This is a genomic window from Desulfosporosinus acidiphilus SJ4, assembly GCF_000255115.2.
Taxonomy (GTDB): domain Bacteria; phylum Bacillota; class Desulfitobacteriia; order Desulfitobacteriales; family Desulfitobacteriaceae; genus Desulfosporosinus; species Desulfosporosinus acidiphilus.
Window position 1 is genome coordinate 2,711,919 of record NC_018068.1, and the last position, 13,774, is coordinate 2,725,692.

The 13,774-nt window shown below is 39.2% G+C and carries 10 protein-coding genes and 1 pseudogene; 2 read left to right on the forward strand and 9 right to left on the reverse strand.

Features of this window, described 5'->3' with window-relative positions; all coding sequences use genetic code 11:
- Positions 1-18 precede the first annotated feature (18 nt).
- The 4 genes from DESACI_RS12440 to DESACI_RS12455 form a co-directional block, all read right to left on the reverse strand.
- Positions 19-1,014 carry a DMT family transporter gene (locus tag DESACI_RS12440; protein ID WP_014827543.1) on the reverse strand — a complete coding sequence of 332 codons (996 nt, stop codon included), beginning with the start codon at positions 1,012-1,014 and terminating at the stop codon, positions 19-21.
- Positions 1,015-1,264: 250 nt separating this feature from the next.
- Entirely contained in the window at positions 1,265-2,077 is an 813-nt protein-coding gene (locus DESACI_RS12445; RefSeq protein WP_014827544.1) for an EFR1 family ferrodoxin, read from the reverse strand.
- Positions 2,078-2,340: 263 nt separating this feature from the next.
- Positions 2,341-4,770, reverse strand: coding sequence for a coiled-coil domain-containing protein (locus DESACI_RS12450; protein WP_014827546.1), 2,430 nt, complete (start codon positions 4,768-4,770; stop codon positions 2,341-2,343).
- Positions 4,760-5,911, reverse strand: a complete 1,152-nt coding sequence (locus DESACI_RS12455) for a metallophosphoesterase family protein (protein ID WP_014827547.1) — start codon at positions 5,909-5,911, stop codon at positions 4,760-4,762. The genes DESACI_RS12450 and DESACI_RS12455 overlap by 11 nt, the downstream gene beginning before the upstream one ends.
- 358 nt (positions 5,912-6,269) lie before the next feature.
- On the opposite strand from DESACI_RS12455, the pseudogene DESACI_RS12460 reads away from it, so the two are divergent.
- Together DESACI_RS12460 and msrB are read left to right on the forward strand one after the other, a co-directional pair.
- Positions 6,270-7,255 (forward strand): annotated as a pseudogene (locus DESACI_RS12460) (tyrosine-type recombinase/integrase).
- 30 nt (positions 7,256-7,285) lie between these two features.
- Positions 7,286-8,245, forward strand: a complete 960-nt coding sequence (gene msrB, locus DESACI_RS12465) for a peptide-methionine (R)-S-oxide reductase MsrB (protein ID WP_014827549.1) — start codon at positions 7,286-7,288, stop codon at positions 8,243-8,245.
- 121 nt (positions 8,246-8,366) lie between these two features.
- Here msrB and DESACI_RS12470 read toward each other — a convergent pair whose 3' ends face one another.
- The 5 genes from DESACI_RS12470 to DESACI_RS12490 all read right to left on the reverse strand — a co-directional run bounded on the left by DESACI_RS12470 (position 8,367) and on the right by DESACI_RS12490 (position 13,708).
- The gene (locus DESACI_RS12470) at positions 8,367-8,570 is read right to left on the reverse strand and encodes a hypothetical protein (RefSeq protein ID WP_014827550.1); all 204 of its coding nucleotides are present in this window, start codon (positions 8,568-8,570) and stop codon (positions 8,367-8,369) included.
- A 425-nt stretch (positions 8,571-8,995) separates the two neighbouring features.
- Complete coding sequence (locus tag DESACI_RS12475; RefSeq protein WP_049804121.1) at positions 8,996-9,823, reverse strand: class I SAM-dependent methyltransferase; 828 nt, start codon at positions 9,821-9,823, stop codon at positions 8,996-8,998.
- Between the two features lie 214 nt (positions 9,824-10,037).
- Positions 10,038-11,237, reverse strand: coding sequence for an LUD domain-containing protein (locus DESACI_RS12480; RefSeq protein WP_014827552.1), 1,200 nt, complete (start codon positions 11,235-11,237; stop codon positions 10,038-10,040).
- Positions 11,237-12,223, reverse strand: a complete 987-nt coding sequence (locus DESACI_RS12485; RefSeq protein ID WP_014827553.1) for a (Fe-S)-binding protein — start codon at positions 12,221-12,223, stop codon at positions 11,237-11,239. The genes DESACI_RS12480 and DESACI_RS12485 overlap by 1 nt, the downstream gene beginning before the upstream one ends.
- Positions 12,224-12,544: 321 nt before the next feature.
- The gene (locus DESACI_RS12490; protein ID WP_014827554.1) at positions 12,545-13,708 is read right to left on the reverse strand and encodes a pyridoxal-phosphate-dependent aminotransferase family protein; all 1,164 of its coding nucleotides are present in this window, start codon (positions 13,706-13,708) and stop codon (positions 12,545-12,547) included.
- Between the last annotated feature and the right edge of the window lie 66 nt (positions 13,709-13,774).

The window sequence follows — 13,774 nt, forward strand, 5'->3', positions numbered from 1 at the left end:
GTGCAAATAGTCAAACATTCAAAGCGTGCTTTTTAGCTCCTCACCTTGTGCTGTCGCCGGAGAAATTTCGTTACCACAAGGTTCTTTCAATAGTTGTTCAGGTTTTGCTAGAGATAGAACAATTCCGGAAATAACAAGCAGAAATCCAACCCAATGGTAAATTGCTAAAGATTCTCCGAGAATTAATGCGCTCAAGACTATTGAAAGCACTGGCTGAAGGTTACTAAAAATTGCAGCACGTCCGCTGCCGATGAGATTAATGCCTTTGAGGTTAAGAAAAAAAGCAAATCCTGTGACGAAGCATCCCATGTAGATGATAATTAAAAGTTTATAAAAATTAATATGCCAAGGGGCGGAGACAAGTTGCCAAACACCCATAGGAATAAGTAAAAAGGTGCCAAAAGCCAAAGCGTAAACCGATGTCACAATTGAGGACAACTTTTTCATAATTCTTTGACTCAGGACATAGAAAAATGCCATAAACAAAACATTAGCAAGAAGAATTATATCCCCAAGCCCCAAATTTAATGTGAGCAGATGATGTATCGATCCCTTAGTAAACACAATCAGAAGTCCTAAAAAGGAAGTTGCTATGCCCCAAAATTGCAGCTTATTCAATTTTGTTTTAAATCCAATGACTAACAGCGAATTCGTTAAGGCGGGCAAAGTTGCCGCAATAATCGAAGCATTTGTCCCTGACGAATATTTCATTCCTACAATAAACGTCAAATAAGCAAGAGTAATACCGAAAAATCCCAAAACTAGAAGTTGCAACATCTCTTTTCTATTAGGTCTAGTTGAGATTTTGAGTCGTGACCAAGTAAGAGGAACTATAATCATAAGCCCCAGTATTCCTCGTACGGCAGATAAGCCTGCAGAAGGAACATCGTTGGCTATTAATTTTCCTGCAATGACGTTACCTGCATACAGCGTTGAAGAAATAAGCAGAATTAAATATGCTTCAATTCTTTCTTTTTGTGCGGCTTGCCCAATGTTTTGTCTTGTGAATTGCATTGTTATTCCCTCTTAATTTCCGAAAGATTATGTTTAAATCAATTAGTATTAATCCTATTGATTTTACCCCATATGTACCTATGATAAAAGACATAAATTATTAGTCGCAATACATTAAATTTTTTACTGTTTAGTATCCGCGAAAAACTCTGAACTGTTCGCTTTAACCGGTAAATGAATTCAGGCCACCTAATGGCGGCCTATAACTATCCTGTAAAATTGCTGAAAGTTTCCTAAAGATTTGCAAAGGCTATAGAAAGAGTTCCGGCTCATTTCGAGAGGAAAACTCTAACTCTAACTCTTGTTTATGTCTTAAATAATCTTGATCGTCATAATACTTCGCTTCTGAAGGGCATTTTTTGATACAGGCACCGCATTTAATACAAATCCCCTTTAATTTAGTCACATCTTCGGGATCAATTGATCCCATGGGGCAAACAGTAACACAAAGCTTACAGTCTAGGCAACGGTCATTTGTTTTGGGGGTAACCTTACGAATGTCTACGGGAATACCTTCTTTATTTATGGGCTTGTAATAGTTTCGGTAGGGTTGATTACCCTTGACGTTTACAGTTTGAAGTTCATTGCTGGTTCTCATTTTATTAATGATTTGGTTTGCGAAATCCTCAACTATGTTCATATCTTTTTCATCAGGTCTATTTTGAGCAAGTGTTTTTGAAAACGAATGTTCTCCGATAAATGCTCCTCCTGCAATGACCTTAAATCCGTTATTATTTAGAATATCTCTTAATTCAATTAAGGCATCATCGTAATTTCTATTACCATATAAAACAACAGCAATTGCTAAAGCATCGTTACCCATAATGCTCGTTAAGTATTTCAACAATACATTGGGAACTCTTCCTGCATAGACTGGGACACCGATAATTACTATATCATCTCTAGAAAAGGAGATGGGTTTCATCCTTTCCTCGGGTAAGGTGAAATCAATGGTATGTGTTTCCTGCGCAAAATGTTTTGAGATAGTTCCAGCTATTCCCGTAATTATTTTTTGGGTCGTACCTGTTGGACTAAAATACATGGCTCTGATCGATCTAGTCATAGGAAACCTCCTCTAATTTAATAGCTCTATTTCTATTCAACTTATTTCAGAGAAAAACAATTTCTTAGAGACAACTATAATCCAAGTTGGCGGCGAAATATGGCGAAAAAGCATATTAGAGCCAAAAAAAACTCCCCTGATTTTAGTGACGGTAAGAACTCAACCCATAAAAACATAGTGGTTGCAAAGAAAGACGTTGTCATAACACTTCTGTAATGGAGTGCCAACGTCTTTCTATAAATTGAGGAATTACGAAATCAGAATTAGACTATAATTGAAGGCCAGCCGATGTTTTTGAGCTTTTCCGCGAGTTTAAGATTAGTGGTGGAAAGGATTATTTGTCTCGCAGGAGATAGTTGTGATAAATACTCTGTAATATTTGTCAGGAAACTTTCGTCCTCAGATAGTTTTTCAATTGAGAGATAAAGAGGTAACTCGATGTTATTGCCCAGAGCTAATTCTGCAATAGCCATGCGATAAGCAAAATATTCTCTTTTCGTCTTAAGAAGTTCCTTTTGAGACATTTCTATGTCTGACAAGGAAGAGAATTGTTTTAGAATTCTTGTTGCTTCAAAATAGAGGGCATTTCCGTAAGTTGCTTGCCAAGAGTCTGTTGACATCTCAAAAAGTCTTAGAGTGTCATTAATGGCCATAAGTAAGTTCTCATAGGTCATCCATTCCTTCCTAGACGCTTCCATTTTTTCTTCTAAGACGGGTAGCGACAGATATTTTTTCATCGATTTGAGACGCTTTTCTGTATCCTGACGAAGTCGACTAATTTCTAAGCGCTCTATCTCCCATGAAGCAATTGCAGACTGACGATCAGTACTGGAAATAAGAGCTTCCTTGTCCAACTCAGCTAAAGGTTCAATTTTTTTAGCCAAAGTGTCTAAGTCACGATCACCGATCATCTCCATAAATTTCGATCTGCATTCGGCCATTCTTTTTTCCGCCCTATCTTTTTCCCTTAATTGATGGGCAACATTAAAGACCATGGCCAAGACTTCTTCTCGATCTGTAACTGGTGTGTTCCAGTCATTGAGCTTTTCCTTTAATTCTGCTGTAAAGTCGCGCAGGATAGTATCTTCTGCATCATAACGATCAGATAATGACTGTAGTTTTTTTTGCAGATGGGATAATTGAAATATTTTTCTGTTACAATCCTTCCAACCTTCTAACCATAATGAAAAATTGTCAACATTAGCAGCGAAAAAAGCTTCATTTAATGAGTCATTTCGTGAATCAACCGTCTCACGGAGAATTTCTTCCTGGTCGATAACATTTTTCAATTGAATAATCTTTTCTTGTAGTCTTTCCGCGTAATTTTTTAGCTCATGGAATTTGGTAAGCCGATTTTGAAAGCCTTCATAGTCTTTGACGCGGAGGGTTTCGTAGTATTGCTTAATACGAGTTCGGAGCTTTTTTTCGATACTGAATCTACTAAAATGTTCTTGTGAAATGCGCTCAAAGGTTCCGCCGATTATCGAATTATGCCACTTCCTTAATTGCCATTCCCATCGAGCAACCCTTGCTGCATCTTTCTGTGTAACAGAGGTCATTTCACTTAATTCCTGGAGCTCAGCAGCGGCCTGGGATAAGCTTAGATGAGTGTCCGCCAGATCTTTTTTAAAATTAGCTAGACTATTAAGTTTATCTTGTGCTGTATTTTTTTCTTCTAAAAGTCTGTACATGCGTTGCTTTTCGTTATTAGATCCCTCATACCCGCTGGTTTGAATTGAAACCTTTAGATTTGCAATTCTGTCCCCTAACGTTTGAATAATATGATCAATGCGTTTAATTTGTTCTTGTAGATCAGCCCATCTTATACATTCTTCACGCAGGCTTTCGACTAAAGTCCAATCAATTACTGACTCATTAGTTAAGGCTGCTAGATTAGCTTCAGCTCTTCGTAGGCGCTCCTCCGAACTGATGATATCCGTCTGAAGTCGTCGTAGCTCACGATAATCTTGATTTTGATTTAGCAAGGTTAAACGTTCTTTGATTTTATGAGCTGCTGTAATTTTTTCAGCTATAATTGCATCATTTTCTTCAAATTCTTTAAGTTCTATTAAAAGAAGTCGTTCTTCTTCTTGCTGCCGGTGAGAATTTTCCCAATCCTTTCGTAACTCATCATACTCAGCTTTAACCAGAGCTATTTTCCCCTTTTGTTCAAGGACCTTATTCTGGGCTCCGATTAACGAAGCTTTTACTTTTTGTGGGGATAGCTTTTCATCTCCACTCTGACAAATGTTTTCTATTCTTTGGTAAAGTTGATTGACATCACTAATTTCCGACCAGTCAATAGTTACCCCCTGTTGAACTACTTGGAGATTGACTCCGAATATGTATTCTCCTAAGGACATTGAATCTGCAAGAGAAACATTCTCCCCGGTTATCTCGTCCTTGATAAAATCGGAAGTTGGCAAAAGATCATTGTCACAGAGCTGGTACTCCTGACGAATATGGAAGCGGTGGTTTTCTCTGCTCACCCACATTTCGAACACGCTGGAACTACCCAATGGATGGACAGTGTCCAGCGTTTTTTGTTTGCAAAATAATTCCCATAACAACTCAGCTAAAACTTTTTGCTGACTTTCTTCTTTAAAAAGAAGAAAGACTGGACCTGCCGGGAATGTCCACTTAATATTCCCAAGTCCCTTCAAATGAAGACCATTAATTCGTTCAATTTTCATCGTCTATCCGCCCCTGCTCCAGTGCTGCCAGACCGATTTTTTTCACCAGTTCCCATTGTTTCTGATCCTCTGAGCTCGTCGCTGCTAATTGATAGTCACTAATTTTCTGGAGATAGACTTGCGATAATGTCATAAAATCGCATTCTTCATGTATCGCCCGAACCGGCCTACTATGATCCAGTTCTAATGGAGAATGTGTTTCCTCTTGAGGATCAATCACTTGGATATAACGGAATTTCTCCGAGAGAATTTTTTGCAAGGAATTAAAGTCTAAGTCTTCCTCGGGCAAGGACTTAGAAAAGGTGACTCTATACAAATTCCGTTGACGTTCTTCGGAACTCGTTTCCGCCAACAGTTTTGTCTCAAGAGATTGAATGTCGGATGGAAGGTCAAAACTCTTTGAAATATATTGTCGCTGCCCCAGTTCTCGGAATTCAAGACGAATCGAGCCTTCTTCTATCTCGCCGATGATCACGCCGTGAGGACCGCTTGAGGTAAAACTTCTGGTTTCTATAACGCCGCTGTCTGCCCAGAAAGTTCTTCCGGTCTTCTGAATTCCGCTATAGTTCTCCTGATGGCCTAAGGCTAAATATGTTAACTCACTGGCTCCTATTTGTTCAAGCGTGAGAAAATTACTTTTTTCATCATTGCCCACTTCGGAATGAAGAAGCATAATTGAGGTTGTATCAACATCGGCTCGAAAGCCTTTGCTAAGGAAAGACTTGTTTTGTTGAAACGCGGTCCATCCTGAACCGTATACTGTCACCTTGTTTTGAAGATTTATATTGTTTATTCCGCTGGAAAATATATGGACATTGTTCGGCCATACAGTAAGCCGGTAAGGTGAGGAAATCACAAGAGGATCTTTTTCACCAGGTACAATAAAAACACGGGTTTTAGTTAATGATCCTAAGGAATTCGCTACCCTCTCAACAGTTGGTTTACGAGTATATTCTTGCTCAAATAAATTGCCCATTAGAAAAAGCAGATCAATATTTTCCGACTGACATAAAGAAAGTACTGCTTCAAATGTCTTCCACAAGTCTTGATTGCGATAGGGAATCCATGTATCTGGCCCATCCCAAAACGGACTGTCAAAACGACAGCCGGAACATTGTAAAAAACGGACTTTCGAAGCCATACCTTCACCTCATTTTGACAATAAATGATAGTCTTGTCTTATTTATCCTGAATTCATTCCCAAAGGTTAACATAATTTCATTTTACAACACATCAAAGGCAATAAACTATAGGTCGTTTAGCACAGAAACATATCTATAAGGATCAAACTACAATTAATATGATAAACGGTTATGTATCAATTATTTTACATTGGGAAAAGATTAATAGATTAACCCTTCCAAAAAGCATATCTCTTTGGATTACTAAATAAAAATGCTTAGATTGAAAAGATTACTAATTCCAAGTTATAATGAAAGAGTTAAAATCTGGCATATCATCTTACGTAGAGTAAGTTTAATAGAAACGGAGGCCAGCCCATGGAAGATCGATTCGACTCCTCTCCCCTCCCCTATTTTGCAAGGAATTATATTAATCACCTAGCGGTGACCAATAAATCAAAATCAACGCAAATGGCTTACGCTCTGGAACTTCGTTTATTTTTTAATTATTTATGTCATTCCCTACCTGAGCTTCCAAACGCTTCAGCCGATATTTCTTTGGCTTCAATGGAAAAGATTAGTCATCATCATGTAGAATCATACCTTAGTTGGGCTAGTGCCCAGCGAAATAATGGTGCACGTGCTCTGGCACGTAAACAGGCGGTCATAAAGTCCTTCTTTCATTACCTGGTTCGGGAAGACTTGCTTGTCAAAGATGTGACTGTAAAATTGGACCCCATCAAAATTCATCAGAAGCTCCCTAAAGCATTAGAACCAAACCAGATTGCCGATTTAACAGATGTCATGGAAACCGGAATGGGATTATCCCCTGGTCAACTTAAATATTATGCTTATACAGAAAAAAGGGATTACGCACTAATACTTACTCTTCTTGGTACCGGGCTGCGTTTATCTGAGCTTTGCAATCTGAATCTCAGTACCACTAATTTCAATAAAGGGTGCTTCGAAGTGCGGCGCAAAGGCAATAAGGAAACGGTGGTTTACTTCAATCGTGAAATTGCTAATGCTTTGATGGACTATATTTCGCACGAACGTCCCCGTTATAGCGCAAAAAAATCAGATGCATTATTTCTTTCTATGCAAGGAAAACGTGTTAGTAAGAGAGCAGTGCAAAATTTAATATCAAAGTATATGAATATCTTAAAAAATCTTGGTCACAATACGGAGGGTTTCAGCGCCCATAAGATGCGTTCAACATTTGCAACATTGCTTCTCAGGGAGACTGACAATCTTGCTATTGTTCAGGATGCTTTAGGTCACTCAGACCCCCGAACGACAAGAATTTATGCTAAAGTTCTTGATAAACACTCAAACAAGCAGCGGATCTAATAAAATTTAAGTAAAAAGATTGCTAAATGGAGGAAAACTTGTCAATGGGAGATCAAAACTATCAGCTTGCTACCTTTGCCGGTGGGTGCTTTTGGTGCATGGTAAAACCATTTGAAGCATTATCGGGTGTTCGTGAAGTAATAGCGGGTTATACAGGCGGGAACTTTGAAAATCCCACCTATGAAGATGTTTGTTATAAGAACACCGGTCATTTTGAGGCAGTGCAAGTTACTTACAATACTCAAATTATCCCCTATCAAAAACTTTTGGATGTTTATTGGCAACAGATTGATCCCACTAATTCAGAGGGGCAGTTCTCAGATCGGGGCACATCTTACCGAACGGCTATTTTTTATCATAACCATGAACAACAACTTGAAGCTCAGCGTTCTAAACACGAGCTAGAGAAAAGCGGCAGGTTTGAAAACCCAATCGTTACCTTGATTCTTCCCGCTACAGAATTCTACAGAGCCGAGGAGTATCATCAATATTATTATCGAAAAAATCCATTAAAATATGAAGCCTATCGTCGTGGATCTGGACGAGATGGTTTTATTGAACAACATTGGAATACAACAAATAATGAACTTTTAAAGACGAAATTGACAAAGCTGCAATACGAGGTGACTCAAAATAAAGGGACTGAACCTCCCTTTGACAATGAATATTGGGATAATAAATCTGAAGGCATCTATGTTGATATTATTACCGGCGAACCTCTTTTTAGCTCTGCAGATAAATTTGATTCAGGATGTGGTTGGCCGAGTTTTACAAAGCCCCTTAAACCTGATGCGGTACAAGAAAAGCCTGATTACAGTCATTTTATGCAGAGAACTGAGGTTACCAGTACTCAAGGAGCTGCTCATCTTGGACATGTTTTTACAGACGGCCCACAACCGACGGGATTACGGTACTGTATCAATTCTGCGGCCTTGCGTTTTATTCCTAAGGAACGACTGGCAGAGGAAGGCTATGATGAATATCTAAGCTTGTTTTCACATTGATAAAATTAATCAATTAATAAGAGAAACCTCCACTTCTACAAGTGGAGGTCTTAACTGAGTATTAAAGCATCCCTAAAACCCGATCCAGAAGGTTTCTAGGGATTATGAAAGGCTTGATTAATTATTTCATATAGTGAAACCCAGTTTCGCAATCGTAGCAGAGGTCGTGTGCTTCAATCGCACGTGCTTGTCTGGGATGTAAACTCTTACCATGTTCGGAATAGATACCCCGTGTTCCCTTTTCCCAATCACCGGAATTTTCACTTGTTCCTTGAGATTCTGCCCATTTAGAGACTTCTTTTTCTTCATCTCCACCATGAGTCATTGTTAATCACCTCCTTAAAGTATAAGAACACAAATGTTTCATATAATAAAACCACGTTTCATTATATATGTTATATTTGTATCTTATCATAACCATCTATCTCTCGCAAGTAGGCCTTGAAATATTGAGAATTGAAATGTTGTATCTTATGAATGAGGCAAATTAAATTTTTAGGATACTTCAATTTTAATCCAATTAGTCTGAAGAGTCAATATATTTAGTGAAGTCTGAAGATAATTATTTTTGTAAAAATATATCTATTTCTGGTATTATATTCATCTATCTTCATAAAAATGGGGCTTTCACAAAATGTATTTGCAATAGCAATTCGCCCAAGTATTTTTTAATGAGGGAAAGAAAAAGGCCAAAGGGCCACAAAATACACCCTTTTGCCTGTATTTTGTGGCTAGTATCTTTATTTTACTCTACTTGATTTCTCTTCGGAAAAGTTTCGCCAGCCATCCTCTAAAACCCCTATTAATAGATGGTTTGGGTTTGGGTTTGGGTTCGGGTTTCCGACCGATGATCAGACCAAAGCAAAAGTAACTCAGGTTTCTCTTCATGAAATTTGCATTGCGCTGAAGTCGCTTATATAGACCGGGCTGATTCTTAATTTTCATGGGAAGATCTTTTATTAACAGCCAATCTTTTTTTAGTTCACTTATAACCAAGTTACTGCTATTGCTCATGGGTTGAGGATTTATGATAGTGACTTCTTCAAATTCGGCATCTGCTAATGATTGCAGCCATTGATCGAAAGGCAGCGGATTTGTGCCAGGGCCAAAACAGGATTCTAGTTGTTGTTTTATATCCTGAGGCAAATCCTTTATGAGAGCCATTTCTAAATCGGCCACCCTACCCTGAGGTTTAAGGACACGATAAAATTCTTTGTATACTTTCACTTTATCTAAAAAGACTGTAATAGACTCAGCTATGACAACATCAAATTGATTGTCTTTATATGGCAGTTGATAAACATCCGCTGCCTCAAAGGAAACCAAATGGGAAACGCCTTCCTTTTTTGCTCTATTTATGGCCTTTTCAACCATTAATGGATTGATATCAATCCCCAATATTTTGCATCCAATTGTTTTTGCAACATGGCAAGCTGTAAGTCCGCTGCCACACCCAGCATCAAGCACATAGTCTTCCGGCTTTAATTGTAAGGCAGCTAAATTCTGTCTCGTAGCGGGAAAACCTCCTGGATGGGAACTGCCTATGCCTAACCAAGCAATAAGTTCGAAATAATTCATATCTTCTACGCGTTTACTATTACCCACCGGCTCACCTCCTTAACCCATGAGTCTGTGGTATTATATTCCAGAAATAATCCAGGTGATAGTTGTATCAAAAGAAAAGCTGTATCCACTATCCATAGCAGGGACAGTAAAAAGCAACCCAAGCCGAAAGCCGTGGGCTGCTTCTAATCGGTTTTAAAGATTATAATTCACAGGTAATAAAGATAACTTAACCGTTTACTATTTTTTCGCGTAATTTCTGAACCATTGCAGGTACATTGATTTGCATGGGACAGCGTTCAACGCAGCGTCCGCAGCGCAGACAGGTAAAGGCAAGAGGTGCGGCTTTATCCATGCCTCCAGCTACAAAAGCTGTCCAGACTGTCCCGATCCCACTCATATAGATGTGGCCAAAATGACCGGCTGTGATTTGAAAGACTGGGCATTCATACATACAGCCGCCGCAACGCAGGCAATGAAGAGCAGCTTTGAATTCGTTTTCCCTTGCCATTTCACTTCGTCCATTATCCACAAAAATCACATTAAATTCTTTTGGCCCATGGGCCCCATATGTAGTGACCTTTTCGATATCCCCGGTTTTACTCGGTCCGCTGATTATATTAACATAACCTGGGACGCCATATTGGGCGTATCGCCAGGTAACCTCTGTCACTTTCATCGCATCTTGAAACGTGGGAACTATCTTTTCAATACCTACTAAGACGATATGAACCGGAGGTGCTCCTGTGGCCAGCCTTACGTTCCCTTCGTTTTCAATAATCACCATGGCCCCTGTATCCGCCGCCACAACATTGGCTCCGCTTATCCCTACATCTGCTTTAAAATACTTTTCTCTCATGAAGTCACGTACTTCAGCCACTTCTTGAGCTATGTCCGGGGGGACTTCTTTAGCGAAGAACTTTGAAAATATCTCGGCAACTCGTTCTCTGGGTACATGTACAGAAGGAGATAAAATATGCATGGGGCGTTCTTTGTTGAGCTGTAAGATAAATTCTCCCAAATCCGTTTCCCAAACTTCATTTCCTTTCTCCTCCAGATATTCGCGGAGAGACAATTCTTCTCCCAACATACTTTTCCCTTTTACGATAGTTTTTCCTGTGCCGATGATCTTTGCCGCTAATTCGAGAGCTTCTTGTTTATCTTTGGCATAAAAAGCTCTGCCTTTGTTGCGTTCCACGGATTCCATGGCTTGTTTAAGCAATGTTTGTTGATTGGCTATAGAGATTTTCTTAATCTCTCGAACTTCCGCAGCTAATTCAGGAGTATGAGGGTAACGTTCTAAGGTTTCTGCGGTGGTTTGGCGATATGACTTAACTGCACGAGTAATAGCCCTTTCAATATTTTCATCCCTGCTTGCTGTTATAATATCTTTGGTATATATATTAAATTCTTTTTGCAAATCAGACATTACGCTCCAACCCCCCGATAAAGATATTCAATAAAATCTTCAACAATCGTCTTATCATCCTTTGTTTGTCCGCCTAGCAAGGCCGCAAGACAATAAGGGCAAGAGGTTAGGATAATATCTGCACCGGTTTCTTCTAGTTCATTAATCCGTCGGGAAGCGATGGTATGAGATATTTCAGGATATAGAAGCTTGTTAGGCCCGCCGCAGCATGTCGTCCATTTACGATTGCTGCTGGCTTCTCGGAATGAAACTCCCATGCTAGTTAAAATATCTCTAAGTTCCTCAGTTATATCCATTTCGCGAGCTAAGCGACATGAGTCGTGAAGGACAACCGATTTGTTGAGACTAATTTTCGGTAATTTATCTCTTTTTTCCCAGACCAATTCCACAAAGGTTTTAATCTCATAGTTAAAATCTGAAATTAGTTTTGGATAAACAAACTTAAGGACTTCAGCGGCATGGGGTGATAAACAGACGATAGTTTTAGCCTTGCTTTCCCTAATTACCTTTGCGACTTTTAGAGCATAGGTTTGCATATCAATATTGAAGCCCAATTCTGTCAGTAATGCTCCGCTGTACAATTCTTTTTCACCTGAATAGCAAAGCTCGTATCCTAACTTTTGGAGAATAATGGCGGCTTTATAGGAAATTGAGTTAAATCGTTCACGATCTTTAGCCAGCACTGAGGCATAGATTTTTTCAGCATTGATGCCTGTTTTGTTAATAAGATTACGGGCCCCCATCATAAGAGAGAAAACTTTGCTCCCTTGGTCCATTACGGTCATCGTACTTACTAACGAATCTATAAAAGGCAGCAACTGGTACTCCCCTCCGGTGTATAAAAGCAAATCTCCCTGATCAGGAAGCTTTAGCTCTTTAGCCCAGGCGGCTACTTCAGAACCTTTCAAAGCTAAAGGATTGCCGTTTTTAATAATATTGCCTCGAATAATATCTAGTACAGGAGGTAGTTTTATTTCAACAGCCATACTATCCCATCCAATCTGTAATTAGAGTAAACCATATTATTATCATTAAATTAAAAAAGGAGTTAAATGTAAATAGATTACAGCGCATGTATTATGTATTATTCGAGAGTGACATATGCTGGGGAGTAAAAACACTATCTTCGCACGTATTAGCTCTTCTTGCAGTATGCACAAGAAGGTTATACATTCTAAAAATAAAAAAAGGATTGTACTTCCTGATATTTCAGTCGTACAATCCCAATTAATCCAAGATAATTTTATTATCACCTAACTATTAAAACGATTAACATAAAGGAATAAATAATTACAAAACTGGCGTTTTTAGCGAGTATGGTAAACCTTTGTAAACTCAGCTACTGCCTCTTCAACATTCGCTTCATGTCCCATTTCTTTTAGGGTTTCTCCAATGAGTTCTAAGGCTTTTTTAAACATACTTTCGGTAGCGTTGCCCATGTGACCAATCCGAAATGCTTTACCAGATAAGGAAGCTAAAGCCCCGGCAATAACCATACCTTTTTCCGCCAGACGTGACCGAAATTTTGCATCGTTTACACCTTCAGGATAAAGAACACAACTCAGGGTCGGAGCAGCAATTGCTTCAGGAGCTAAAGGTTTCATGCCATATACTTTTAAGCCGGCTCTTACAGCTTTACCTAAGGCGGCATGGCGTTGATAGCGTTCAGATAATCCTTCGGCCATGACAATTTCCATCCCTTTGTTAAAGGCATAGATCATGTTGACAGGTGGAGTCGCATAATATTTTCCGGGATCTTGCATAATAGGAAGCCAATTTTTAATATCAGTGTAATAGCCAGGGACCGAGGGTATAGCTTCGCGAGCTGCTAAGGCTTTTGATCCAAACGCAACAATTGCCAGACCCGGTGGTACCCCGATCGCTTTTTGTGATCCAGTTAAGACAACATCGATAGTGTAAGATGGATCTCCGTAAGTTTTCTGCATATCTTCATCAATTGCTGCTGCTGCACAGACTCCATCAAGAATAAAGAGAGCTCCTGATTTCTTAACAACGGGAACTAACTCTTCAAGATTTGCCATAATTCCTGTCGAGGTGTCAACATGAGTAACGGTTACGGCTTTAAAATCTCCGGAAGCCAATTTATCTTCTATAACTTCTTTGCGAACATGCTCTCCCCATTCTGCTTGGATAGTCTCAACTTGAATCCCAAAGGCTTTAGCTAACGGAATGAAACGGTCTCCAAAATAACCGTGGCTAATAACCAGCAGTTTTTCCCCTGGAGCAACAGTATTAATAATCGCTATTTCCATCGCAAGTGTGCCGGAACCGGCAATCACAAATACTTCACCGTCAGTGTTAAATAATTTTTTAGTTTGTTCTAAACTATTCTTGAAAATCTTAACGAAGCGCGGATCAGTGTGTGCATAGGTTTCACTGGACAAGGCATCGTAAATTTCATCCACAACGGGTGTAGGCCCGGGGATAAGAAGCATTTCCTTATTTGGCATGATTAGACCCCTTCTTTCTTAGTATCCAATTATTTTTAGTGTTTCCTGCTACCATTAATATATAAT

Bases quoted from the DNA above. Each gene is read 5' to 3' on its own strand.
- DESACI_RS12480 (WP_014827552.1), bottom strand. From the start codon at position 11,237: ATGTCTGATTTGCAAAAAGAATTTAATATATATACCAAAGATATTATA.
- DESACI_RS12445 (WP_014827544.1), bottom strand. From the start codon at position 2,077: ATGACTAGATCGATCAGAGCCATGTATTTTAGTCCAACAGGTACGACC.
- DESACI_RS12485 (WP_014827553.1), bottom strand. From the start codon at position 12,223: ATGGCTGTTGAAATAAAACTACCTCCTGTACTAGATATTATTCGAGGC.
- DESACI_RS12455 (WP_014827547.1), bottom strand. From the start codon at position 5,911: ATGGCTTCGAAAGTCCGTTTTTTACAATGTTCCGGCTGTCGTTTTGAC.
- DESACI_RS12470 (WP_014827550.1), bottom strand. From the start codon at position 8,570: ATGACTCATGGTGGAGATGAAGAAAAAGAAGTCTCTAAATGGGCAGAA.
- DESACI_RS12450 (WP_014827546.1), bottom strand. From the start codon at position 4,770: ATGAAAATTGAACGAATTAATGGTCTTCATTTGAAGGGACTTGGGAAT.
- DESACI_RS12475 (WP_049804121.1), bottom strand. From the start codon at position 9,823: ATGAATTATTTCGAACTTATTGCTTGGTTAGGCATAGGCAGTTCCCAT.
- DESACI_RS12490 (WP_014827554.1), bottom strand. From the start codon at position 13,708: ATGCCAAATAAGGAAATGCTTCTTATCCCCGGGCCTACACCCGTTGTG.
- DESACI_RS12440 (WP_014827543.1), bottom strand. From the start codon at position 1,014: ATGCAATTCACAAGACAAAACATTGGGCAAGCCGCACAAAAAGAAAGA.
- msrB (WP_014827549.1), top strand. From the start codon at position 7,286: ATGGGAGATCAAAACTATCAGCTTGCTACCTTTGCCGGTGGGTGCTTT.